This is a genomic window from Dendronalium phyllosphericum CENA369, from assembly GCF_016056275.1.
Classification (GTDB): domain Bacteria; phylum Cyanobacteriota; class Cyanobacteriia; order Cyanobacteriales; family Nostocaceae; genus Dendronalium; species Dendronalium phyllosphericum.
Genome location: NZ_JAECZA010000080.1, coordinates 25854 through 49396 on the forward strand (window position 1 = coordinate 25854; position 23543 = coordinate 49396).

The 23543-nt window shown below is 40.3% G+C and carries 21 protein-coding genes; 14 read left to right on the plus strand and 7 right to left on the minus strand.

Annotated features, from left to right (window positions below):
- Positions 1–200 precede the first annotated feature (200 nt).
- From I8752_RS16640 to gatB, 4 genes are all read left to right on the plus strand, one after another.
- Positions 201–638, plus strand: a complete 438-nt coding sequence (locus I8752_RS16640; protein ID WP_214433421.1) for an RrF2 family transcriptional regulator — start codon at positions 201–203, stop codon at positions 636–638.
- A gap of 64 nt (positions 639–702) precedes the next feature.
- A complete protein-coding gene (gene cysK / locus I8752_RS16645; protein WP_214433422.1) occupies positions 703–1665 on the plus strand; it encodes a cysteine synthase A in 963 nt (320 codons plus the stop codon).
- Positions 1666–1681: 16 nt separating this feature from the next.
- On the plus strand, positions 1682–2389 hold the full coding sequence (locus I8752_RS16650; RefSeq protein WP_214433423.1) for a J domain-containing protein: 708 nt from the start codon (positions 1682–1684) through the stop codon (positions 2387–2389).
- A gap of 151 nt (positions 2390–2540) precedes the next feature.
- Positions 2541–4016: an Asp-tRNA(Asn)/Glu-tRNA(Gln) amidotransferase subunit GatB gene (gene gatB / locus I8752_RS16655; RefSeq protein ID WP_214433528.1), complete on the plus strand. Its 1476-nt coding sequence runs from the start codon at positions 2541–2543 to the stop codon at positions 4014–4016.
- A gap of 359 nt (positions 4017–4375) precedes the next feature.
- Here gatB and I8752_RS16660 read toward each other — a convergent pair whose 3' ends face one another.
- Together I8752_RS16660 and I8752_RS16665 are read right to left on the minus strand one after the other, a co-directional pair.
- Entirely contained in the window at positions 4376–5647 is a 1272-nt protein-coding gene (locus I8752_RS16660; protein WP_214433424.1) for a glycosyltransferase family 4 protein, read from the minus strand.
- A gap of 491 nt (positions 5648–6138) precedes the next feature.
- Complete coding sequence (locus I8752_RS16665; RefSeq protein WP_214433425.1) at positions 6139–7023, minus strand: LysR family transcriptional regulator; 885 nt, start codon at positions 7021–7023, stop codon at positions 6139–6141.
- Between the two features lie 101 nt (positions 7024–7124).
- On the opposite strand from I8752_RS16665, the gene ilvD reads away from it, so the two are divergent.
- A complete protein-coding gene (gene ilvD, locus I8752_RS16670; protein WP_214433426.1) occupies positions 7125–8816 on the plus strand; it encodes a dihydroxy-acid dehydratase in 1692 nt (563 codons plus the stop codon).
- A 71-nt stretch (positions 8817–8887) separates the two neighbouring features.
- Here the strand turns inward: ilvD and I8752_RS16675 are convergent, their stop codons facing one another.
- Positions 8888–9628, minus strand: coding sequence for an amino acid ABC transporter ATP-binding protein (locus I8752_RS16675; RefSeq protein ID WP_318780858.1), 741 nt, complete (start codon positions 9626–9628; stop codon positions 8888–8890).
- A gap of 397 nt (positions 9629–10025) precedes the next feature.
- Here I8752_RS16675 and I8752_RS16680 point away from each other — a divergent pair, with 397 nt between their 5' ends.
- From I8752_RS16680 to hpsP, 5 genes are all read left to right on the plus strand, one after another.
- Positions 10026–10766: a glycosyltransferase family 2 protein gene (locus tag I8752_RS16680; RefSeq protein WP_214433427.1), complete on the plus strand. Its 741-nt coding sequence runs from the start codon at positions 10026–10028 to the stop codon at positions 10764–10766.
- Positions 10767–10810: 44 nt separating this feature from the next.
- Positions 10811–12469: a hormogonium polysaccharide biosynthesis protein HpsL gene (gene hpsL / locus I8752_RS16685; protein WP_214433428.1), complete on the plus strand. Its 1659-nt coding sequence runs from the start codon at positions 10811–10813 to the stop codon at positions 12467–12469.
- A gap of 94 nt (positions 12470–12563) precedes the next feature.
- Positions 12564–13544, plus strand: a complete 981-nt coding sequence (gene hpsN / locus I8752_RS16690; protein ID WP_214433429.1) for a hormogonium polysaccharide biosynthesis glycosyltransferase HpsN — start codon at positions 12564–12566, stop codon at positions 13542–13544.
- Between the two features lie 57 nt (positions 13545–13601).
- Entirely contained in the window at positions 13602–14804 is a 1203-nt protein-coding gene (gene hpsO, locus I8752_RS16695) for a hormogonium polysaccharide biosynthesis glycosyltransferase HpsO (protein WP_214433430.1), read from the plus strand.
- 131 nt (positions 14805–14935) lie between these two features.
- The gene (gene hpsP / locus I8752_RS16700) at positions 14936–16120 is read left to right on the plus strand and encodes a hormogonium polysaccharide biosynthesis glycosyltransferase HpsP (protein WP_214433431.1); all 1185 of its coding nucleotides are present in this window, start codon (positions 14936–14938) and stop codon (positions 16118–16120) included.
- On the opposite strand, the gene I8752_RS16705 is transcribed toward hpsP, so the two are convergent.
- From I8752_RS16705 to I8752_RS38055, 4 genes are all read right to left on the minus strand, one after another.
- The gene (locus I8752_RS16705) at positions 16117–17226 is read right to left on the minus strand and encodes a substrate-binding domain-containing protein (RefSeq protein ID WP_214433432.1); all 1110 of its coding nucleotides are present in this window, start codon (positions 17224–17226) and stop codon (positions 16117–16119) included. The two genes, hpsP and I8752_RS16705, sit on opposite strands and share 4 nt — an antisense overlap.
- A gap of 43 nt (positions 17227–17269) precedes the next feature.
- On the minus strand, positions 17270–17992 hold the full coding sequence (locus I8752_RS16710; RefSeq protein ID WP_225895709.1) for a hypothetical protein: 723 nt from the start codon (positions 17990–17992) through the stop codon (positions 17270–17272).
- A gap of 39 nt (positions 17993–18031) precedes the next feature.
- Positions 18032–19744, minus strand: a complete 1713-nt coding sequence (locus I8752_RS16715; protein WP_214433433.1) for a VWA domain-containing protein — start codon at positions 19742–19744, stop codon at positions 18032–18034.
- A 329-nt stretch (positions 19745–20073) separates the two neighbouring features.
- Entirely contained in the window at positions 20074–20205 is a 132-nt protein-coding gene (locus I8752_RS38055; protein WP_263985314.1) for a hypothetical protein, read from the minus strand.
- A 284-nt stretch (positions 20206–20489) separates the two neighbouring features.
- On the opposite strand from I8752_RS38055, the gene psb28 reads away from it, so the two are divergent.
- The 4 genes from psb28 (at position 20490) to I8752_RS16735 (ending at position 23118) form a co-directional block, all read left to right on the plus strand.
- A complete protein-coding gene (psb28, locus tag I8752_RS16720; protein ID WP_214433434.1) occupies positions 20490–20831 on the plus strand; it encodes a photosystem II reaction center protein Psb28 in 342 nt (113 codons plus the stop codon).
- A 158-nt stretch (positions 20832–20989) separates the two neighbouring features.
- Positions 20990–21496 (plus strand): MogA/MoaB family molybdenum cofactor biosynthesis protein, encoded by a 507-nt coding sequence (locus tag I8752_RS16725; protein ID WP_214433435.1) that lies wholly within the window; start codon positions 20990–20992, stop codon positions 21494–21496.
- Positions 21497–21926: 430 nt separating this feature from the next.
- Positions 21927–22247 (plus strand): slr1957 family protein, encoded by a 321-nt coding sequence (locus tag I8752_RS16730; RefSeq protein ID WP_214433436.1) that lies wholly within the window; start codon positions 21927–21929, stop codon positions 22245–22247.
- A gap of 322 nt (positions 22248–22569) precedes the next feature.
- The gene (locus I8752_RS16735; RefSeq protein ID WP_214433437.1) at positions 22570–23118 is read left to right on the plus strand and encodes a PEP-CTERM sorting domain-containing protein; all 549 of its coding nucleotides are present in this window, start codon (positions 22570–22572) and stop codon (positions 23116–23118) included.
- Positions 23119–23543: the final 425 nt, after the last annotated feature.

Consider the following 23543-nt stretch of genomic DNA (forward strand, 5'->3'; position numbering starts at 1 on the left):
TTAAAAATTAAGAGTTACAGAGTGCTGGTGAAGAATTAGAAACTTTTAGCTTTCCTAGGAGTGACTTTTTCTAAGCTAATTTTTAGAGAGCTGTTAGAGTAAATTAGCACAAATATTATAAACCGAATTTTTAACTCCTCACTCCTAACTCTTGGAAAGACTTGGGTTAATCGCGTCTCTACTCTTACTTATTACTGCCTATGGAAATATCATGTAAATCTGAATATGCCATTCTTGCTTTATTAGAGATGGCAACTCATTATGCAAGCGGCGAACCAATGCAAATTCGCCAAATTGCTGCACAACAAAATATACCAGATCGCTATCTAGAACAGCTACTAGCGACATTGAGGCGCGGGGGTATACTAAAAAGTCAACGTGGCTCGAAAGGTGGCTATTTGTTGGCACGGGAACCTTGGAAAATCACCATTTTACAAGTTTTAGAATGTTTGGAAGGCTTAGATATCAGGACAGGTGAGGAAGAAATTAATCGCAAAACTTTAGACAGTTCTGTTGTAGATGAAATCTGGCAAGAAGCTTGTCAAGCAGCAAATTCAGTGTTGCAAAAATACACGCTTCAGGATGTGTGTGAAAAACGAGATTCCCGGCGGCAGTTAGATGTCATGTACTACATTTAGTAAGTCATCAGTTATTACTTGTCTAATAACTAATGACTAAATATCTACGAACAAAGGAATAATTATGCGGATTGCTCGTAACATTACAGAACTAATTGGTCGTACTCCATTAGTGCAATTGAACCGCATCCCCCAAGAGGAAGGATGTGTTGCTCAAATTGTCGTGAAACTAGAAAGCATGAACCCATCGGCATCAGTTAAAGACCGAATTGGGGTGAGTATGATTAATGCCGCAGAACAAGAGGGGTTAATTACTCCTAAAAAGACAGTATTAGTAGAACCTACCTCTGGTAATACGGGAATTGCCCTAGCAATGGCAGCTGCTGCTAAAGGTTATCGTTTGATTTTGACAATGCCAGAGACGATGAGTGGGGAACGGCGGGCAATGCTGCGCGCTTATGGAGCTGAACTAGAACTCACACCAGGAATTGAAGGTATGAGTGGGGCAATTCGCCGGGCGCAAGAAATAGTGGAGACTACGCCATATGCCTATATGTTGCAGCAGTTTCGCAATCCAGCCAACCCCAAAGTGCATCGGGAAACGACAGCAGAGGAAATCTGGGAAGATACCGATGGTCAAGTTGATATGATTGTGGCAGGGGTTGGTACAGGTGGTACGATCGCAGGTGTAGCAGAAGTAATTAAAGCACGCAAGCCGAGCTTTAAAGCGATCGCAGTCGAACCAGCCAATAGCCCAGTTTTATCTGGGGGACGACCGGGGCCGCACAAAATTCAAGGAATTGGGGCTGGTTTTATTCCTCAAGTGCTCAAGGTAAAATTGATAGATGAAGTGATTAGCGTTACCGATGACGAAGCGATCGCTTACGGTCGGCGTTTGGCAAGAGAAGAAGGGCTGCTGTCTGGTATTTCTAGTGGAGCAGCTTTATGTGCTGCCATTCGTGTTGCCCAACGCCAAGAAAACAAGGGACGTTTAATTGTAATGATTCAACCCAGTTTTGGAGAGAGGTATTTAAGTACACCATTGTTCCAAGACTTGGAAACAAAGGTAGCCGCTAGCATCAGCTAACGATAAATTTGGATGAATGGTCAATTCTAAGCAAAATTTTAATCACTACGACACACTAAAAGTTAGTCCACATGCAAGCCAAGCGGAGATTAAACAAGCTTATCGCCGCTTGGTAAAATTATTTCATCCTGACAGCAATCAAGAAACTGCCGATAAAGACCAGATTATTCGTATTAACGCTGCATACGAAGTTTTAGGCGATAGTCAAAGTCGCCTCAATTACGATCGACAACGGCAAGATGACTCTTTAAAATTAAATAGCGATCGCCAACAGCGTACAGCATCCGCTCAAAAGCATTACAAAGTAACACGACAAACAGGACGGGATGCGGATGAACAAGTCGAGGAATGGCTGCGGCGAGTGTATCAACCAGTCAATCGTTTACTTTCTGGCATTCTCTATTCCTTAGAAGAACAAATGGAGCAATTGGCTGCCGATCCCTTTGACGATGAATTATTAGAAGAATTTCAGGAATACTTACAAACTTGTCGAGATGACTTTAAACAAGCACAAGTCACTTTTCGTTCTCTACCGAATCCTCCCAGTCTTGCTAGAACAGCAGCCCACCTTTACTACAGCCTCAGTCAAGTAGGAGATGGATTGGAAGAGTTAGCTTATTTCCCATTGAACTACGATGAACGTTATTTGCACACAGGGCAAGAAATGTTCCGCATAGCTATAAGATTACACTGCGAGGCACAAGCTTCTGTGAAGAGTCATTAGTCAGTTGTCGTAGAGACGCGATTAACCCAAGTCTTTCCAAGAGTCAGTAGTTACTTCTCCCTTGTCCCCCTTGTCTTCCCCATCTCCCCCAGCCTCCTTTCAAGAGCCGCTACAATAGTACGCTAAAGAAAGATTATGCCAAAATAGAGATATTATGACTGCTACTACCGTAAAAACTGAGTACGAAGCGATTATTGGTCTGGAAACCCATTGTCAGCTGAGTACCAATACAAAGATTTTCTCTACCAGTTCCACAGCATTTGGTGCTGACCCCAATACTAATATTGACCCAGTATGTATGGGTTTACCTGGGGTTCTACCTGTACTCAACCAAAAAGTTTTAGAGTATGCCGTCAAAGCTGGCTTGGCATTAAACTGCCAAATTGCTAAATATAGCAAATTTGACCGTAAACAGTATTTTTATCCTGACTTACCCAAAAATTACCAAATTTCTCAATATGACTTGCCAATCGCAGAACATGGCTGGTTAGAAATTGAGTTAGTAGATGCAGAAGGCAATCCGATTCGCAAACGCATTGGCATCACCCGTTTGCACATGGAAGAGGACGCAGGCAAACTCGTACACGCAGGTAGCGATCGCCTATCTGGTTCTACCTATTCTTTGGTAGACTACAACCGCGCAGGTGTGCCGTTGGTAGAAATCGTCTCTGAACCCGATTTGCGTTCCGGACAAGAAGCTGCTGAATATGCCGAAGAATTACGCCGTATTGTCCGGTATCTCGGTGTGAGTGATGGCAACATGCAAGAAGGTTCTCTACGTTGTGATGTCAACATCTCTGTACGTCCGGTGGGACAAAAAGAGTTTGGCACGAAAGTAGAAATTAAAAATATGAACTCGTTTAGTGCCATCCAAAGAGCCATTGAGTACGAAATTGAACGGCAGATTGCAGCCATAGAAGCAGGCGATCGCATTGTCCAAGAAACTCGTCTATGGGAAGAAGGTACTCAACGTACAAGTAGTATGCGGGTTAAGGAAGGTTCTAGTGATTACCGCTACTTCCCCGAACCCGATTTAGCACCAATTGAGGTATCCAATAAACAATTAGAGCAGTGGCGTAACGAACTGCCAGAACTGCCAGCACAAAAACGCCATCATTATGAAAGCGAGTTGGGGCTTTCGGCTTACGATGCGCGGGTGTTGACAGAAGACCGTCCGGTAGCCGAGTATTTTGAAGGGGCGATCGCAGCAGGAGCCAATCCGAAAGCTGCTGCCAACTGGATTACTCAAGATATCGCGGCATACCTCAACAAACAAAAACTTAATATTACTGAAATTGCTTTGACTCCCACAAATCTAGCTGATATCATCACTCGAATTGAAAAGGGTAAAATTAGCAATGCTCAAGCTAAAGAAAAGCTGCCAGATTTACTCACAGGTATTTCTCCTGAAAAAGCTTTTGCTGGTCAAGAGTTAATTACCGATCCTAGCGTACTGGAACCTATTGTTGATGAAGTCATAGCTGCCAATCCCAAAGAACTAGAAAAGTATCGCAACGGTAATACTAATCTCAAAGGTTTCTTTGTGGGACAGGTTCTGAAGAAGACTAGCAAACGTGCCGACCCTAAACTAACAAATGAATTAGTAGAGAAGAAACTGAATGCTTAATTGTGGGTGCAGCATTTGCAGTTAGTTGGCGATTGTTAGATAACCTTATTAAAAATTCAAAAATAAAAAGGCAAAAGATTTCGTCTTTTGCCTTTTTATTTTTGTTTTGACTTTAATTCTAAAATCTAGAGTTTAGACTAATTATCTAAAATGAGGCAACACATTTAAACCTCCAAAGCTATGACATACCTCAATACGGTTCAGTTAAAGGTTATTGGCGTAGAAAATTGGTCTTTCAGACGCGATTCATCGCGTCTCTACATGAGGATTTGGGGCTTAACTGAACTGTATTGTGCCATATCTGACTTTCTTAATTACGAATTACGAATTACGAATTGGTATTAGACTAATGATTAGATTCATACTTCTTGTTTTGAAACTACTTTCGACTCAATTGCTTGACTATCTGCTGTCACCGAATAAAATAACTTCTCATAGTGATTTAAAGCATGTTCAAAAGCATATTGTTCTGTAGCGTATTGACGGCTGTTATAACCTAGAGTTTTGACTTTTTCTGGATGTTTGTAGAGTTCTAAAATTGCCGTTGCTAAAGCTTCGTGGTCTTCTGGAGGAACAATAACTCCACCGCCACTTTGTCTAATTGCTCTTGCTGCTGTACCATTGTCGGGAACAGATGCGACTAAAGCCCGACCACTAGCAAGTAATACTTGAATTTTTGATGGCATATTGAATGAGATGACATTTTTCTTTTGCACTACCAAACTAACATCGGCAGCCGCTAACATTTGTGGTAAATCTTCGCGGGGTTGGAACGGCAATAGCAAAACGTTATCGGCTCCACAGTCTAGACAATACTTTTGTAATCGCTGTAAACCTTTTACTTCTCCAACAATTACAAAGGCAATCTCTGGGATATGACGCAATACAGAAGCAGCTTTAATGACAGTTTCTAAACCTTGGGTCAGGGCAATGTTTCCAGAATACTGTACTACAAATTTGCCATTGAGGTTATGTGCCATCCGAAAAAGGTTATTTTCTTTTGACAAAGGGCGAATGAAATTTATATCAACCCAGTTAGGAATTTGCTCAATTTTGCTTGATTCTACACCTTTAGATAGTAAGTTTTCTACAAACCCATCAGCGATGACGCTAATTTTAGAAGCAGTGCGGTAAGCGAATTTTTCTAATCCAGCAAATACTTTGATAAGCAATTTATTTTTCAGTAGTCCAACATGGACGGCTGCTTCCGGTAATATATCTTGAAGATTTAATACTACAGGGCAGTTACGCAACCATCCCAAAAGAGCAGCTGGTACACAAACAGGTAGTGATGGCGAAGTTGAGAGAATCACATCTGGTCGCCAGCCAACCAGAGCAGGCAAAAAACTAGTAACAACGAAACTAGCATCTAGCAATACTCTATCTAACAGATTAGGTTGTGGACGAATCCAAACATAACTGCGTTGGATTTTGACACCATTTTTATATTCGGTGAAATATAATTTCCCCCGATAGCCTTCATAAATTTGGCGTTCGGGGTAGTTAGGCATGGCGGTGACTACACGCACTTCATGACCTCTTTTGACCAGTCCCTCTGCTAATTCCGTCATCAGTGGGGCGATACCAATTGGTTCTGGATAGTAGTTGTAGGAGTAAATTAAAATCCGCATAACAAATTAGTCAGAAGTTCTCTGGTTTTAATGGACTATGAAAGTATTTTTCTTCAAAAATTTATTTTTCTGGATTTTGAAGCACCCACACTATTTAATTCTGTCTTCAGACTCTTGCTATGTCAGTGATTTTTCTTGAAGATTCAGTAAATTTTGTTATTTTATTGCTTAAGTATTAGTCGGTAGTTGTTTGACAATTTAGACATGAATGTAATTGTATAAATTAATTTTGTATTTAAGTAAAAACTCTAATATTAAAGCTCGTCTCTAAAATCTTGTTTGTATTTGCGATCGCTTCAATTATTGATTGCAACACATCCTTGGTTCAAGACGCGATTTATCGCGTCTCTACAAATGGTCTATTTGTCACATTCTTTTTTCAAATTCGTATAATTTACATTAACTAAATAAAACTAGACGTTTTAAATATAAGTAACTAGAAACAAGTTTTTTATTTTGGATAAAGTCGAGCTTAGGATATTTTGATTTTTTTAAATAGAAAAGCTTTTCACCACTTGCAGAAACTGCTGTAGAACAGGAGTTATATCTTCTTGTTGCCAGACTATAGTTGTTTCTATTAATGGTGTTTTCTCCTGAAATGGGCGGTAAACTACACCAGAACGCTGAAGATTTTTTAAAGAAGAAGGTACGATCGCAATTCCCATTCCTGCCGACACTAACCCGATAATCGTCTGCATCTGAATCGCTTCTTGAGTTATTTTAGGGCTGAAATTTCCTTGCTGGCAAAGACTCACAATTTGGTCGTAAAGTCCTGGCCCTAAGTGGCGGGGAAACATAATAAAAAATTCCTCAGCAAGCGATCGCATTGGTATGCATTCTTGTTCGGCTAAGAGATGAGTTTCCGGTAAAGCCACAATTAGGGCTTCTTGCTGAATGCATTGTTGATGAAGTGTATTGTCTTCCAAAGGTGGATGAGCAAAACCTACATGAATGTGGCGATTTTGTAGTGCTTGCTCTTGCTGAGTTGTCGTCATCTCTTGTAGTACCAACTCTACTTCTGAGTATTTTTCTCGGAACTTTCGTAAAATTTGAGGCAGTAAATTGTAGGTGACTAAACTAGTAAACCCCACTCGTAGTTGCCCTTTTTCACCTCTTCCCGTTCTTTGAGTTAGGTCAATTGCCTTTTCTAGTTGAGCTAATAGTTGATAAGCTTCCTGCAAAAATACTTGCCCTGCTTCGGTTAGCTGTACCTGTCGCTTGGTTTTGCGGTGAAATAGTTCTACCCCTAGTTCCAACTCTAGTTGCTGAATTTGTTGGCTTAAGGGAGGTTGAGCGATATGCAATCTTTCAGCGGCTCTACTGAAGTGCAGTTCTTCAGCTACAGCAATAAAGTAGCGGAGGTGTCGTATTTCCATCTTTTTGATATTTTATAAGTTTTAATTCTGCATAAATATATATTGGACATCTCAAATAAGTCTACTTATGATACTCGTACAAGACACGCAAGGAAACAAAGATGTCAGAAAATATCAGAAGTCAGGCGGTCACACAAGGAGTGCAGCGATCGCCAAATCGAGCGATGCTACGAGCAGTGGGATTTCAAGATGAAGACTTTCACAAAGCTATCGTCGGCGTAGCCAACGCTTACAGCACTATCACCCCCTGCAACATCGGAATCAATCAACTTGCAAAAATAGCCGAAGCTAGTATTAAACAAGCCGGAGCAATGCCGCAAATATTTGGCACAATTACCATCAGCGACGGCATTTCAATGGGAACAGAAGGGATGAAATATTCCCTAGTATCACGAGAAGTGATCGCCGACTCCATTGAAACCGTCTGTAATGGGCAAAGTATGGATGGCGCGATCGCCATTGGTGGCTGTGATAAAAATATGCCAGGAGCAATGATTGCTATAGCGCGGATGAATATCCCAGCAATTTTTGTCTATGGTGGCACAATTAAACCCGGATACTACAACGGCCAGGATTTAACCATAGTCAGTTCTTTTGAAGCGGTAGGTCAATACAGTGCTGGAAAAATTGACGAAAAAGAACTAATAGAAGTTGAAAGTCGGGCTTGTCCTGGTGCGGGTTCTTGTGGTGGGATGTACACCGCCAACACTATGTCCTCAGCCTTTGAAGCAATGGGCATGAGTTTACCCTATTCTTCCACAATGGCGGCAGAAGACCCAGAAAAAGCCGATAGTACAGCCGAATCCGCCAAGGTCTTAGTAGAAGCAATTCGCCAACAAATCTTACCTAGACAAATTATCACCCGCAAATCCATAGAAAATGCTATTTCTGTAATTATGGCTGTAGGTGGTTCAACTAACGCCGTATTACATTTTCTGGCGATCGCTCGCGCTGCCGATGTAGAACTAAATCTCGATAACTTTGAAACTATCCGCGATCGCGTACCTGTTTTGTGCGATCTCAAACCGAGTGGTAGGTATGTTGCCACAGACTTACACAAAGCAGGTGGCATTCCCCAAGTGATGAAAATGCTACTAGTGCATGGCTTACTTCACGGTGAATGTCTGACGATTACAGGTAAAAGCATCGCCGAAGTCTTAGCAGATGTTCCCGACAAGCCACCCGCTAACCAAGATGTAATTCGTCCTTGGGATCGACCAATGTATGCCCAAGGTCACTTAGCGATTCTCAAAGGTAATCTAGCAACACAAGGGGCAGTGGCTAAAATTACTGGTGTGAAAAAGCCTAGCATTACTGGCCCGGCACGGGTATTTGATTCCGAGGAAGAATGTTTAGATGCCATCCTGGCGGGTAAGATTCAAGCTGGAGATGTCATTGTGATTCGTTATGAAGGCCCCAAAGGTGGCCCTGGGATGCGAGAAATGTTAGCGCCGACATCGGCAATTATTGGTGCGGGTTTGGGTGATGCAGTCGGTTTAATTACTGATGGGCGCTTTTCTGGTGGTACTTACGGTATGGTGGTGGGACACGTTGCGCCGGAAGCTGCTGTTGGTGGTGCGATCGCTCTGGTGGCAGAAGGTGATACCATCACCATCGATGCCCATTCTCGGTTGTTACAGTTGAATATTTCTGATGAAGAGTTAGCACGACGACGAGCTAACTGGCAACCCCGTCCGCCCCGTTATACAAAAGGTATCTTGGCGAAATATGCTAAGTTGGTTGCTTCTAGCAGCGTCGGTGCTGTCACTGATTTGGATTTATTTCATGAATAATTAAACACCTATTCCCATATCCCGATGAGTGTTTAATTAAACCATAGAGGGGCGCTGAGGAACGCGAAGTTTTAGAGAATTTGTGAGAGGAATTTGCGGGTTCGTTCTTCTTGGGGGTTGGTGAAAAAGTTGTCGGGGGTGGCTGATTCGACTAAGTGTCCGCTATCCATTAAAACTACTCGATCGGCAACTTCACGAGCGAATCCGACTTCATGGGTAACGACTACCATTGTCATACCATCACGAGCGAGATTTCGCATTACATCTAATACTTCGCGTACCATTTCTAGGTCTAAAGCTGAGGTAGGTTCGTCAAACAGCATAATTTTAGGTTGCATGGCTAAAGCACGAGCGATCGCCACCCTTTGTTGCTGTCCGCCAGATAATTGTTCTGGGTATTTCTGTGCCTGTTCTAATATTCCTACTCTATCTAGCAATTGCATTGCCAATTCTTCGGCTTTTACCTTCGACCACCGACGTACACGAATTGGTGCTAAAGTGATATTTTGCAGCACTGTTAGATGGGGAAATAAATTGAATTGTTGAAATACCATTCCGACTTCTCGCCTAATTTTTTCGACATTTCGTAAGTCATGGCTGAGGGTAATTCCGTCGATTTCAATTCTTCCTTGTTGGTATGCTTCTAAAGCATTAAAGGTGCGGATAAATGTTGATTTACCCGAACCAGAAGGCCCCATCAACACTAATACCTCTCCACGATTTACTGTTAAGCTCACACCCTGGATAACGTGAAATTTTCCATACCATTTGTGAACTTCTTGAGCTACAATTATCGGGGTTTGTTCTATCACGTTGTTTAACCTATAAAATATTACTAAAAAATATTAATAAAAAATTAGTTTTTAATTAGTTAAAAGTCTTTAATGGAACGGGGAATACCTGTAATTTCTACCAATCGTACCAAAAATAAGAGTCAGGTGTCTTGAGATAAGGCGCTACGGCAATGAATTGTCCTGTAATGCACCAAAAGGGGCGATCGCAACACAGAGGCGGTTTTGAATTAGTTATTAGTCATTCGCCCCTACACCCCTTGTCCATACCCTTGATTTGTCGTATCGCTGCGTGAGTTCTAGTTTAGAAATCTCTTGGTCACTGTGTAAGTTGTCACATTTGCATTTGCATTGTTACTCTTTAAACCTTATATTAGATCCTTGATATAATTCACACCTCTTTTTAACTAATTTGAGGATGCTGGTTTTTGTTATTCCACTCAAAAGTCCGCAAGTTTCCAAATCTTGGGAGCGTGTCTCAAAATTATTTGAGAGATGTATTAAATCAGTTTGCAATCAAACTTCAACTGATTTTCATGCCATTGTCGTCTGTCACGAAAAGCCAAAAATAGAATTCACTCATTCTCAAATAACATACATTACTGTTGATTTTCCCCCTGCCAAAGAAACAAATCTAGTAGCTCAAGGAAACACAGATAAAGGGCGGAAACTCCTCAAAGGATTAACTTATGCGCGAAAATTTTCTCCGACTCACACAATGGCAGTTGATGCTGATGACTGTGTAAGTAAAAATTTAGCAGAGTTTATTAAGCAAAATCCTAATAGCAATGGATGGTTTATCAACAAAGGTTATAAATATCGGGAGGGGAGTCAATATATATATCTTAAAAGAAGTGAATTCAATAAAATGTGTGGGACTTGTAATATTCTGCGATATGACTTAAACAATTTTCCGGAAACGGCAGAATATAACCGGGGCTATGGGTACTATAAATACTATATAGATCACGCTCAAGTGAGAAACATTTTGACGCAAAAGGCAAAAGCCATTAAACCATTACCGTTTGCAGGTGCAGTTTATGTTTTAGAAACAGGAGAACATCTTTTTTACGACTCAACAAAGTTGGGATTTAATATTTTCAATCGCAGATTTTTAAATCCATCGATTAGGGACGAGTTTGGTTTGTACAACTTATAGCAAGACCTCCTTATTTAAAAAGCTTGATAGGCTAAAGCACGGCTATGCCGAAATTAAAGTCAAAGTCCCAAAAATCAAAAAACTCAAAAAAGCAGGCTAACAAAGAAACTCCTACCCTTAGCCTTAAAGAACAATTAGCCCAAAAGCGCAAAGCAGCCCAAGCACGTAAAGAACTTACTAGCTTGATTACAACTGCCTTGTCTGTTGCTTTTTTCGTCGGCATTTTGCTATTTTTAGTAGCCGGAATTAAAGCCGCAGTTCCTGCTGTTTTGGCAATTTTGATCTTAAGTCTTTCCTACAAATATCCGCGTCAAGCCCTTATTGCTTTCATAATTTATGTACCTTTCGGAGGTACTATCACTTATTACATCGGCAATAGTCCTGTATTGCAATTAGCTAAAGATGCTTTTTACATTCCAGTTTTGATTTCACTTTGGCAAAGTTGCCGCCAACGGGGAATACCTTTAATTCCTGTCAAAGCAATCAAAACACCACTATATATATTGTTAGGGTTGTGTCTGTTAACGCTAATATTCGTCAATGGTGGACAGCAGCTAAACCCACCTAGTGCAGGACTATTGGAAAAAGCACCTAATGAAATACCTCTTGGTATGGGTATTTTAGGGCTGAAAGTATTTTTAGGATATGTTCCCCTGATAGGTTGCGCTTATTATTTAATTCGTGATAAACGAGATTTTTTATTTTTATCACGTTTACAAATTAGCCTTATTTTTATCTCCTGCATACTCGGAATAATTCAATATTTGTTACTATTAACCGGGATATGTGAAGGCACTAGAAATGCCGAGGGAAGTGCTTTATTTAAAGCCACATTAGAAGCCCGATGTTATTTTGGGGGTTCTTTAGTTTATAGTCCCAGCCAGGGGATGATTCGCCTACCAGGAACATTTGTTGCCCCTTGGCAGTGGGCATGGTTCTTGATTTCTAGTACCTTTTTTACCTTTGCGACAGGTTTTACCGACCCTTCAATTATTTGGCGGATCGTCAGTTTAGGTTCTTTAGTTACGGTTTTTATTAATGCAGTAGTTTCTGGGCAGAGAATTGCCTTAGCTTTAGTACCAACTTGCTTTGTGATTTTGCTATTGCTGACCGGTCAAGTTGGTAACTTGAAACGCTTTATCCCTATAGGTGTAGGGCTTGCCTTAGTTATTAGTATTGCGGTAGTGACTAACCCTACCGTTGTAGAAGAGAGAACAGCAAGTTTTACTAGTCGCTGGGAAGCTTCGCCACCTCAAGAATTTATCGTTCAGCAATTCGAGGAAAATTGGAAAAGTGTGGATGGGCCGCTAGGAAGTGGCTTAGGTCGCGCTACGAATTCAGCCCGTGCATTGGGTCAAACTAAGCTAGTGGAAACTTACTACCCCAAAGTACTATATGAGGTAGGTATTTTGGGGTTACTGGGTTTTGTGGCTTTAGTCACTACCCTGACATTTACTGCCTTCCGAACGTATCGCAGAATAAAAAACCGTAATTTCCGCAGTTACGGAGCTGCTTTATGGGTGTTTATATTGTTTATAAGTTACAACACTTACTACTATCCTCTTGATGTCGATCCGGTAGCTGTTTATTACTGGTTTTTTGCAGGAGTGCTATTTAAATTACCAGCATTAGAGAAACAGGATAAGGAAGATGCAGATCCGAAAAAAGCTGCGAAGAAAAAACGTCTACACACAAAGTTTTAATTTTATTCCTATACTATCCAAATAAAAATGGCAAAGAGAATTATAGTCAATGATTTTTTATCAAAACAGCAAATTTATTTGAGTATAAAAGCACATGAATAATTTGCCTTTGATTTCTGTTATTGTACCAACCTACGGGCGCGAGGAAACACTACGGGATAGTATTGTAGATGTTTTAAATCAGGATTATCCAAATTTTGAAGTTTTGGTGATTGACCAATTACCAAAACACCAACCAGAAATTCAAGCTTATTTAGAAGAACAAGCCGCAGCAAATAAAATTAAATTGTTTCATTTAGATTGGGCGAGTTTGCCAGGGGCGCGTAATTATGGCGTGCGGCGATCGCTTGGTGAAATAATTTTATTTATTGATGATGATGTAAAATTAACTCCTGGTTTTTTAGCAGCCCATGTGAAAAATTATTTGCAAAATCCAGAGGTGGGGGCTGTTGCGGGACGGGTATTCGACAGGATGAAATTAGGCGATTCTGGTGGAGAATTGGAGATTGAATATCTTCCTCCCCAAGCTATGGACCCAGGAATTGCTTGGTATCACATTGATTTGGTGCATACAACTAAACCCCAGCAGGTGCTAACAACCAGGGGTTGCAACATGTCTTTTCGCCGCGAAATCTTTTTTAAACATGGGCTAAAGTTTGATGAAAGGTTTCGCGGTAGTGCAGTGCGCGAAGAATCAGACTTTTGTTTGCGGGTGCGACAGACTGGATATAAGATTTGGTACGACCCAGAGGCTTATTTGGTGCATTTAGGAGAAGAAACTGGCGGTTGTCATGATATTAGTATGCGATCGCTCAAGTATCAACTCACCTTCTACCACAATCATTTTTTACTAGGGCTGAAAAACCTAACTGTTACCCAAGCTTTACGTCTATACGCCCGTTTATTTGATTGTCATGTCCTCGGCCGTCCTCCTTGTCACAAAAGCGGTTCGCCCATCAAAATAGCAACTCGCGCTTTCTTCTACACTTTCGGTTTCCTCAAAGCCTTGGGTACTATCATCCAATCAACATGGAATGATGGTCAAATTTATAGTCGCCTCGACCAACAAGTTTAGTCATTAGTCAGTAGTAAACACAACTGACAACTGACAACTAACAACTATCCAATATTTATGAAAATTTTAGTTGCCAGTCATACATATACTGTAGACCTTAATTGTGAAAAATTACGTGCCTTATCTCAGCTAGAACCCGGAATTGAGGTAACAGTTGTAGTTCCTAAAAGCTGGAGACCTGGTGGCGTACAAAACAAAATAATTGAAAGTCAATACCGCGAAGAAGGTACGTTTAGAATAGTTCCAATATCTAACTTTAGTCAAAATCATCAAGGATTTCTAACATTTGGTGCTGACTTGATATCTTTGTTGCGTCAGTTTCGCCCTCAAGTTATCCAAGTAGAACAAGGGTCTAGAGGACTGGCATATACTCAGATGATTGTCTTAAATCAGCTATTAGGACTCAAAGCAAAAAATCTATTTTTTACTTGGTGGAATTTGCCCTACGAACTGAAATTACCAGTTGCTTTATTAGAAAAATATAACCTTGACCACAGCCACGGTATCATTTCTGGCAATCAAGATGGGGCAGAAATTTTACGGCAACGGGGATACAAAGGTGCAATTAAAGTTATGCCGCAATTGGGTGTAGATGAAAGTTTATTTGCTCCCAAATCTCAACCAGATTTAGCAACTAAACTAGGCATAAAATCAGATGATTTTATAGTGGGATTTGTCGGAAGATTTGTCCCAGAAAAGGGATTATTAACGCTTTTAAAAGCTTTAGCTACTTTACAAGATAAGTCTTGGAAATTATTACTACTTGGACGCGGGCCATTAAAAGAAGAATTAACTAAAATAGCAACAGAAAATAATATTAGAGATAGATTAATTTTAGTAGAAAGTGTCCCTCATAACGAAGTTGCCAGTTATATCAATTTAATGAGTACTTTGGTACTACCTTCAGAAACAAGTGATGAATTTAAAACATTAACTTCTGTTGGTTGGAAAGAACAATTTGGTCATGTACTTATTGAAGCTATGGCTTGCCAAGTACCTGTAATTGGTTCTGATTCTGGCGAAATTCCTCATGTAATTGGTGATGCTGGTTTAGTCTTTCCGGAAGGGAATGCTAAGGCGTTAGCTGATTGCTTGGCGCAATTAATAGAAAAGCCTAATTTAACCCAAAATCTTGGTGAAATGGGTTATCACAAAGCAATGGTGAAATACACGAATAAGGCTTTAGCAAAGCAGCAATTCGAGTTTTATCAAGAATTAGTAAATGAAGGCAGGAGGGAGGAGGCAGAAGGCAGAAGGTAAGAAAGTTCTTAGCATAAACTTTTTAACCTTTTTCTACTAGATAGTAATTTCTGGCAAGCTGCCCTAGTAAGTAATCAGCAGTCAGAACTAAATCATAACTGACAACTGACAACTGACTACTAGCAATAACAATGAAAATTTTACAAATTGTCCCTTCTATTTCACTGATTTACGGCGGCCCTAGTCAAATGCTACTAGGACTAGCTCCGGCTTTAGCAAAAGAGGATGTAGAAGTTACAATTCTCACGACTGATAGTAATGGCGATAGTGGACAACAACCTTTGGATGTTCCTTTAAATCGCCCAATTAAACAAGATGGTTATGAAATAATTTATTTTCGATGTGCCCCATTTCGACGCTACAAATTTTCGCTTGACTTACTAAAATGGCTCAAACTTCACGCCCGCGAGTTTGACGTTGCACATATTCATGCACTATTTTCTCCTATTAGTAGTGCTGCTGCAACTGTGTGCCGTCAGCAAAAGTTGCCTTATATTTTGCGTCCGTTGGGAACTCTTGACCCGGCTGATTTGCGTAAGAAAAAACTATTGAAACAGTTTTATGTTGATATTTTAGAACGGCGTAATTTAGCAGGTGCGGCAGCAATTCATTTTACTAGCGACCAAGAAGCTAAAATATCAGAAAGATTTGGGGTGGCTACGCAAGATTTAGTGATTCCTTTAGGTGTGATTCCCCTGGGAAGAGATAGTAGGGAGAGTTTAGTTCGTGGTAAGTTGGGGATACCAGAGGGTGTACCTTTGGTGTTGTTTATGTCACGAATTGACCCAAAAAAAGGTTTGAATTTGTTGATTCCAGCTTTAGAAAAATTGCTAGCCATCGGTAGTAAATTTCACTTTGTTTTAGCCGGGACAAATCCTCAAGACCCAGATTACGAGTCAAAAATCAAATCTCAGATTGAGAATTCACCATTGCGATCGCACACTACCATTACAGGCTTTGTTAGCGGTGAATTAAAAGCTAGTTTACTCCAAACTGCTGATTTATTTGTTTTACCTTCATACTATGAAAATTTTGGGATAGCTGTAGCTGAGGCGATGGTAGCAAGCGTACCTGTAGTCATCTCCGACCAAGTACATATTTATCAGCAGGTGCGTGATAGTCAGTCGGGATGGGTAGGCGCGACGGATGTGCAAGCACTTTTTGAATTATTACGAGAAGCTTTGCAAAATCCGCAAGAATGCCAAAGGCGAGGATTAAATGCTCAAAAATATGCATTAGAGCATTTTAGTTGGGATGCGATCGCTCGACAAATAATTCAAGCTTATCAAGCAATACTGGCAAATAAATTAAATTAATTAACTCGCTCCCAGAGACGTTGAATTTCTTGCAAAGTTGCGGCATCCGGCGGTGGTAGAGTTTGTATAGATGGTTTGACTTCAGCACCAGGAATATTCTGATTCCACGGACTTCTAGGTACAGCTTTTAAATTTATAGTATTATTCACCGGCCGAAAACCATACTGAACTAACACTGCTTGTTGTTCTGGTTGTGTGAGGAAATCGAGAAACTTTCTTGCAGCATCGGCAGTTTTTGAATCTACATCTCGCCGTACAATTGCCGCTGTAGCGGTAGACTCAATTGAGGGATTTAAATAATAGATTTGATAAGGTTTGCCTTGATTAGCAGTTGATTGTTGCCAACGATAAAGGGCAACACTTTCATATACTGTCGCTACATCAGCATCGTTAGCCCCTCTAGTAATAAATTCTTGCAGAAGAATATCTGTAGACCGGGGTGGCTGGTAGACTGATTTTTTAATTAAATTAAATAGTGACTGTACAGATGGATTGTTGAAACTATCTTTGTTAATTCCACCTAATTTTGATTGCGTCCACAAATCTAATGTCACCTGACCGCTATTAGAACGGGTGGGGTCTGTGGTGACAAAATCAAAGCTACCCCAGTTACTAGAACCGCCAATTTTTTCCCAGTTAGCTGCTTGCATTGCTTGTTCGATTTTTTGCCATTGAAAGCGTCCGTCGGGAAACAGAACTTTCCCGCGTTCGGGCCAAGCAATACCGACAAGTATAGTTTTTGCTATGGGTCGCGGAGAATCGTAAAAGGGATCTGTGTTGTTCGTAGCGCGGAGGCGATCGCTTAATTCTGTTAAAATTTCGCCATTGGCTGGAATTAACACCGTTGGTTTAAAATCATTTTTCTGGTCAACAAACTGATTAACTATATCCTGAGAGCCTTGAAACTTTAGCTCTAACTTAATATTTGGATTTATCTGCTCAAATTTCGTTTCTAGCTGTTGCAAAGGTTCTTGTAATTCTGTACCGCTAACAATTACCACAGTTTTTTTTAACCCAGGAATGGGAGCGTATGTCACACCCAAGGCAGCGATGATAATTGCAACTGAAGTGGCATAACGTTGAGATTTTAAATTTTTCTTCACCATATACTTTTGTTTGCGGATGGATAGCCAAATTTCAACAATTTAATTATTTACGAACTAGCAAATCAATATTTTCTTGGAAGCTGCTAAACTCATTACTGAGTAATTGCAACTGATTAATTTGCTCTGAATCAGTTAAATCGGAAGTATGCAACTGATTGTGTAATTGCTGCAACACTCCAGCGGAATCTTGAATTTGGGTAGAAATACTAACAATTCTTGCCAAACGAGTATCTTGACCTTCTTTGGCTAATTGAATATTACGCTTAAGACTGTCTGTTAGTTGACTGAGATGTTGCTTTGCCATACCCGAACTCGACTGCAATTTTTGTTGAACTTCTAAAAGTTGCTGTTGCAATTCATTCAGGGAGAGGAGGGAATTATTTCCTTGTAAACGCCATGCTAAATTATCAATTTTCGCTGGGAGTTCCGAAGCGCGATCGCAACTCATTTGCACTGCTGCTAAAAGTTCCATTTGGAAGGAATCAGTTAATAGCTTTTTTACCTCTAAACGCAGTTCGTTGGACTTATTAGCTAAAACCAAAGCCGATGTTTTGACTGATGTTATTTCCTGCTGTAACTCCGGATTATCTAATTCCAAATATTGAGGTTCGCGGGATTTGGAAAAACTAGCCCCTGCTACAGCCACACCAGTTGCAAGAGGTAACACAATCAAACTGGGCAATTGAGCAATACGCACGCCGAGGATCAAAGTGATGCCTCCAGCCAATACTGCCCAGGGATAAAATAATGGATTGACTAGTTTCATAATTAATAATTTAGACTATCTATTCTTGACTAATTGGGGTTAAAATTCTACCTGTAAGTCTGCCATTAATCGTGAAATTGTTTCGGGATCTCCTTTAGAATAGTAACCGCCATTTAACTCGGCAATCGTCTTCAGTGCTTTGGGATCGAATTCCCCTTCCTTACCATAGCCAACGGTGAAAAACCCAATTCGCTGGTCTGTCGAAAAGCCGCTTTTTTTCAATTCTTCAGAAAGCTGGTTTAAATTGATTTGAGATTCGGAATCTTCTCCATCTGTTAATATCAAAACAGCATTAATTGCATCTTTACGAAGGTTTTTCTGTAGCCAGTTGCGAGCATAGAGAGCAGCATCATATAATTTTGTGCCGCCTTCAGCATTCAGACTACTAACAAATTGCAAACCGCGATCGCGTCCTTGGGGCGTACCATCTACCAGCACAGGCGATCGAATGGCTGAGTCAAAATCAATCAAAGCAATTTGCTCTTTTGGGCCGAGATTTTTAACGTAGTTTTGCAGAGTATTTTGCACTGCTGGTAACTTATTACCCGACATTGAACCCGAAGAATCTACGACTACCACCACCAAAGATGGTTTTTTCGCAACTTCTTGCCAAGATTTCAACATCGCTTCTACAACTTCTGGTTTCGGTGGTCGTAATGAGTCGTACTTGGCTTGGGAATTCACCCCAAATTCTGAGGTAAACTTTGGCCCCAAGGCTACACCTGGAGTTCCCGGTCGCAAACCTAAATCTGTGGCAATTTTTTGAGTTTGTGGCGATCGCAAATATGTGATAAATTTTTCCGCAGCTGCCTTTTCATCTGCACTTACCCAAGGTGCTTTCGGCAAAATTGCCCGCATGTTAGAGGTAAATGTCACTTTCGGATATACAGCTTCATAGCGTTCCTGTCCTGGTTGTAACCCAGAATTCGCAGCAATTACACTAGACTCGTACACCGACCCCACAGAAGCCCAAAATGGCCCATTTTTCACCATTGCTTGAGCTAGAGAATTAGTAGAAACACCGTAGCGAGTAATCTTGCTTTGAATTTGCTGAATTTGCGGTTGAAATTTTTGGATATCAGCAATTGTCAGTTCTTCAGGACGCTTACCCGATACACTGGCGTATTGAGCTACCAGAGTTTGTAACCCAGAATTAGAACGAGTTGGTGCAGCGTGGACATAGTGAACTACTGTTGGCGGGCCGGATGCATCAATATCGCGGTGAGTCTTGGCAGTTACTAAAGCTTTGTAAGGGTCAGCAACTTTTCGCAGTCCTTCAGCTACATCTGTCTGCGCCATAAACACCATTGGCGTACTCGCTAAAAGTTCTGAGTCTGTAATTTGCGGAATATAATTTTGCCCTGGATAAACTTGGTTAATGCGGTAAACTAGCTGGCTGTAATATATATCTCCATCCAGCGAAATAATTGTGGGAAAGTCTGCTGCATCAGCTTGCAAAGTTCCATTCTTGAGTTGAGTTGCTAAAGAAACGAGTTTAGTGACAATATCCCCGCTACCCTGTGCTTCGCAGCTCGCTTGGAAAGCCGTACCATTATCTAGCTTGGGTTGTGTAGCATTAAAATTTTTTGCAGCTTGGTTACAAAAGTCTCCCAAAGCACTGCCTACTAAAACTTTAGCCTTTAAACCTGTAAAACTATCTGCTGAGTTGGAAGTATTGTTACAAGCTGTTAATAACAGGATACTAAAGACTGTCGCTAGGCGTGTAGTTAACCAAAAGTCCCTGATAATCATGCATTTATCCAAAAAAGGGTGTTGTTGAATAGGTTATAAATCAGGCAAAAATTAGAAAGTAGGGGAGTAGCAATTAAATCAAGTATTACTGCATCTTTAATAACATTGATATTTTAAAATTTACGTAGGATTAACAATATTTTTGCGATCGCTCAAAGTTTTTCATTTTTCGACTATTGCACCGTATCAGCCCAAAAACAGCACAACCAGCAGACAGAGTCAAAAATTGCGTTACTACTCTATCTAACTGGCTATATTTTGCTTAATTGTTTAGCTAGGAAACTCTGAAAGGATGTCTGATAAGTGTTAAATATTTCTCTCCATCCCCCTTAAAAAGGTGCGGAGAGAAGTCGCTCTTGTGGGTTTCCTTCCAAGCGAACTTCGGAGGGTTCCCACGGCAGTCCGTTCAAGTCGGGAAACCCGCCCACACGGCTGCCTCCCCGTTGTAAGCTAATAATCATTCAAATTGCATCCCCCCGTCTCCCCTTCTCCGCGTCCCCGCATCTTTCTAAGGCAAAGGATTGTGCAACTTAAAGGCAGATTAGCTTAGCAAGTGTCGTCGGCTTTGCAGACTTCAAGCATGTGGCGTGGATAATGGCGGATCTAAAACTATTTGATACATCATTAGGGACTTTTCAAACATCCTCTCAGTGATGATAGAGAATATGAGTAGTGACTAGACTACTGGGTTCTAAATAATGAGAGAATATTAAATCAACCATTACAAAACTTTAAATTCATTCTCATGGCGAAAATCCAGTTTTCTAGAGGTCTTGACGAAGAAGTAATTCCAGATGTGCGTTTGACGCGATCGCGTACTGGCGAAAGCGGTACAGCGACCTTTATTTTCACAAATCCTAAGATTTTGGATCAAAACACCACCGAAGACATCACTGGTATGTACCTGATCGATGAAGAAGGGGAAATAGTTACCCGCGAAGTTAAAGGTAGATTTGTCAACGGTAGACCGGAAGCATTAGAAGCTGTTCACCTCATGAAATCTAAAGACGAATGGGATCGGTTTATGCGCTTCATGGAACGCTATGCAGAAGAAAATGGCCTAGGATTTAGCAAATCTGGTGAATAGTCAGCATTCAGTTGTCAGTGGCATCGAATAATTAACCACTGACAAATAACAAAAAGTAAGCTAATCTGCCTTTAAGTTGCACAATCCTTTGCCTTAGAAAGACGCAGGGATGCGGAGAATGGGAGATGTGGGGATGCAATTGAGATGATTATTAGCTTATGACACAACAACCTCACCCAGACTCACCTAAAATGACAGTAACTTGTGCTGTTGTTACTGTTAGCGATACGCGATCGCCCGATACAGACAAAAGCGGTCAAATTATCCAGCACTTGCTTATTAATGCTAACCATGCTACAGCAGCTTACGCAATTATCAAAGATGAGCCAGTGCAGATTCGAGAACAGATACAATTACTAGCTGAAAACCCGAATTTAGATGTTGTGATTTTCAATGGTGGTACGGGTATTGCACCAAGAGATACCACTTATGATGCTATTGAGAAATTACTAGAAAAAACCTTGCCGGGATTTGGGGAATTATTTAGATTTTTAAGCTATCAAGAAATTGGTTCGCGAGCGATCGCTTCTCGCGCTGTAGCCGGTATTTATCACAATAAATTAATTTTCTCCCTTCCTGGCTCTAGCAATGCAGTACGGCTAGGAATGGAAAAACTGATTTTGCCAGAACTCATTCACTTGGTAAGTCAGATGCGTACTTCTTAGCAAGTACAGCTTATTTTGGTGTTGCATAATTGCGGGATGATTTTAGAATTTGTATCAGCTATAATCCCCCCGTGTCTCCGTGTCCCCGCGTCTCCGCGTCAGCCTCAATCATCCCATTATTCAGCAACGCTTTTATTTTTATTGGTCGGCGATCGCTAGCTAATTTGTTTACAATTCTTAACTTTGGCGAATTTTAGGTAAAGTTTGTTGTCTTTTAAATTCAGCAGCCACTTTCGGCTGTTAGTCTTTTAATTAAGGTGAGTAGTAAGCATTGTTTGAGTGTAATTGTTTAATTGTCTCAAATGCTGAATAAAGCTCTACAGAGAATAATTAAATATAAACTTCATAGGTATTAGTTAACTACTCAAGAATCTTCCATAGATTTAGATTCCACTACACAAATTCAACAAGCCTAATTACCAACACTGATATGACACATTACTCTGTTGAATGGATTGAAGCATGGTGCCAAGAAAATGGCTGGACAGAATTATTTGTTGAGCGACGTAACAACTATTGGGCTTTTCCTCCAGGAGGAGTAATGCCCGAACCAATTCCAAATCATGTTCTCAAATCCATTAAAGCTGAGAAAGGATTGACCATTGAAGAGAGATTGTGGTCGATATCTGCGGTAATGGGCACAATTGTAGCTGTGGTTTCTACCTTTGTACTGAGATGTCCTATGCCATTGGTTGTAGCTTTTGCTTTTAATGCAGTAACAGTAGCTCAATTTGAACTTGAGGATGCCTAAATTGTGAGTTTGGGTATTACTATTAAATCAAGCTGCTCTTGACTTTACTTCCAGTCAGAGCAGCTTTTAATTTGAACTGAAGTTTAGATTTGTGTTGGCAAACTTAAATTAAATTTTATTTTTACCTGCAATTAAAGTCTGCTTAAACTCACGAGCCAAAAATTAAATAAATCCAAGTACTCGGATATTTCTTTCCTTCTCTTCAAAAAAGGGGAATAGCTTATTTTCATCACTTTTTTGGAAAAAAGGAAATTATCAGCAGACTATTTCTACATTTTGCACCGTGCATTACTTGTAGAAGTTTATCGTGAGGAAAACTAAGATGAAATTAGTGCCACAATTGCTGCTAGCTGCTACTGGTGTCACTTTATGTTTTGCTACTGTAGATACAAAATCTGCATTTGCTGGAATCGTTGACTACGCTTTTACTGTGGATAGTTCTACAACTAAAGGAAATGGCTTTTTTAGCTTTGATGACTCAACTTTTAGTAATGATTCTATTCCAGTAGCGATGGTTAAGTCATTGTCTTTTCAATTCAACGGTAACTCTACCGTTTACACCGAACAAGACGATCTCAACTACCCAGAATTTCCTGTAGTCTTTTCAAGCGATTTCTCAACAGGACAAAAATCTTTTGGATTAGACTATCTATTCAACGATAAAACTAATCCTGCCAGTTCTATTAATTACGAAATCGTTGGTGAAGATTTTACAATTTTCTCCAGCACCGACCCCAATTCCGAAATCACCTCTGGTACAGTTTCTTATCGTAAAGTACCTGAACCTACAAGTTTAGCTGGTATTTTTGCTTATAGTCTTGCCTGCATTGTAGCGAAAAAGGCAACATCAATGAAAAAAGTTAAAGTTTAATCTTTACTTTAGATAATTATGCATCAGCAAGGATGAAAGAGCAATTAGTAATCTTTCATCCTTAATTTATTAATACCTGTATCACCATATATAGCAAAGTGCTGAGTGCTGAGTGCTGAGTAAAAACCCAGTTCCTTTAAGGCTTTGAGCAATCACAAGTGTCTTAAAGGGTGTAGCTACGGCTATATTAAAAAACTAATAAGCACTTTTAATAAAATATATTTCACCCAGACATAAACTGAGAAAAATACGAAAGTTAAGTTAATATTAACGCTTTCTTTGTCAAGAATTAATCTTTGACAATTAATGTTTTAGGCAGCAACAAAACACATAATACATTGACACCAACGAAAAAATGAAACTGCTTTCAAGTTGCTGAGTCAGGAGTTATGAGCAAAGAATTATTCTCCTGAGTTTGCGTTTCC

What these genes read in the sequence shown, in the direction of transcription:
- I8752_RS16640 (WP_214433421.1), top strand. Translation starts at nt 201, where the DNA reads ATGGAAATATCATGTAAATCTGAATATGCCATTCTTGCTTTATTAGAG.
- cysK (WP_214433422.1), top strand. Translation starts at nt 703, where the DNA reads ATGCGGATTGCTCGTAACATTACAGAACTAATTGGTCGTACTCCATTA.
- I8752_RS16650 (WP_214433423.1), top strand. Translation starts at nt 1,682, where the DNA reads ATGGTCAATTCTAAGCAAAATTTTAATCACTACGACACACTAAAAGTT.
- I8752_RS16660 (WP_214433424.1), bottom strand. Translation starts at nt 5,647, where the DNA reads ATGCGGATTTTAATTTACTCCTACAACTACTATCCAGAACCAATTGGT.
- I8752_RS16665 (WP_214433425.1), bottom strand. Translation starts at nt 7,023, where the DNA reads ATGGAAATACGACACCTCCGCTACTTTATTGCTGTAGCTGAAGAACTG.
- ilvD (WP_214433426.1), top strand. Translation starts at nt 7,125, where the DNA reads ATGTCAGAAAATATCAGAAGTCAGGCGGTCACACAAGGAGTGCAGCGA.
- I8752_RS16680 (WP_214433427.1), top strand. Translation starts at nt 10,026, where the DNA reads ATGCTGGTTTTTGTTATTCCACTCAAAAGTCCGCAAGTTTCCAAATCT.
- hpsL (WP_214433428.1), top strand. Translation starts at nt 10,811, where the DNA reads ATGCCGAAATTAAAGTCAAAGTCCCAAAAATCAAAAAACTCAAAAAAG.
- hpsN (WP_214433429.1), top strand. Translation starts at nt 12,564, where the DNA reads ATGAATAATTTGCCTTTGATTTCTGTTATTGTACCAACCTACGGGCGC.
- hpsO (WP_214433430.1), top strand. Translation starts at nt 13,602, where the DNA reads ATGAAAATTTTAGTTGCCAGTCATACATATACTGTAGACCTTAATTGT.
- hpsP (WP_214433431.1), top strand. Translation starts at nt 14,936, where the DNA reads ATGAAAATTTTACAAATTGTCCCTTCTATTTCACTGATTTACGGCGGC.
- I8752_RS16705 (WP_214433432.1), bottom strand. Translation starts at nt 17,226, where the DNA reads ATGGTGAAGAAAAATTTAAAATCTCAACGTTATGCCACTTCAGTTGCA.
- I8752_RS16710 (WP_225895709.1), bottom strand. Translation starts at nt 17,992, where the DNA reads ATGAAACTAGTCAATCCATTATTTTATCCCTGGGCAGTATTGGCTGGA.
- I8752_RS16715 (WP_214433433.1), bottom strand. Translation starts at nt 19,744, where the DNA reads ATGATTATCAGGGACTTTTGGTTAACTACACGCCTAGCGACAGTCTTT.
- I8752_RS38055 (WP_263985314.1), bottom strand. Translation starts at nt 20,205, where the DNA reads ATGATTATTAGCTTACAACGGGGAGGCAGCCGTGTGGGCGGGTTTCCC.
- psb28 (WP_214433434.1), top strand. Translation starts at nt 20,490, where the DNA reads ATGGCGAAAATCCAGTTTTCTAGAGGTCTTGACGAAGAAGTAATTCCA.
- I8752_RS16725 (WP_214433435.1), top strand. Translation starts at nt 20,990, where the DNA reads ATGACACAACAACCTCACCCAGACTCACCTAAAATGACAGTAACTTGT.
- I8752_RS16730 (WP_214433436.1), top strand. Translation starts at nt 21,927, where the DNA reads ATGACACATTACTCTGTTGAATGGATTGAAGCATGGTGCCAAGAAAAT.
- I8752_RS16735 (WP_214433437.1), top strand. Translation starts at nt 22,570, where the DNA reads ATGAAATTAGTGCCACAATTGCTGCTAGCTGCTACTGGTGTCACTTTA.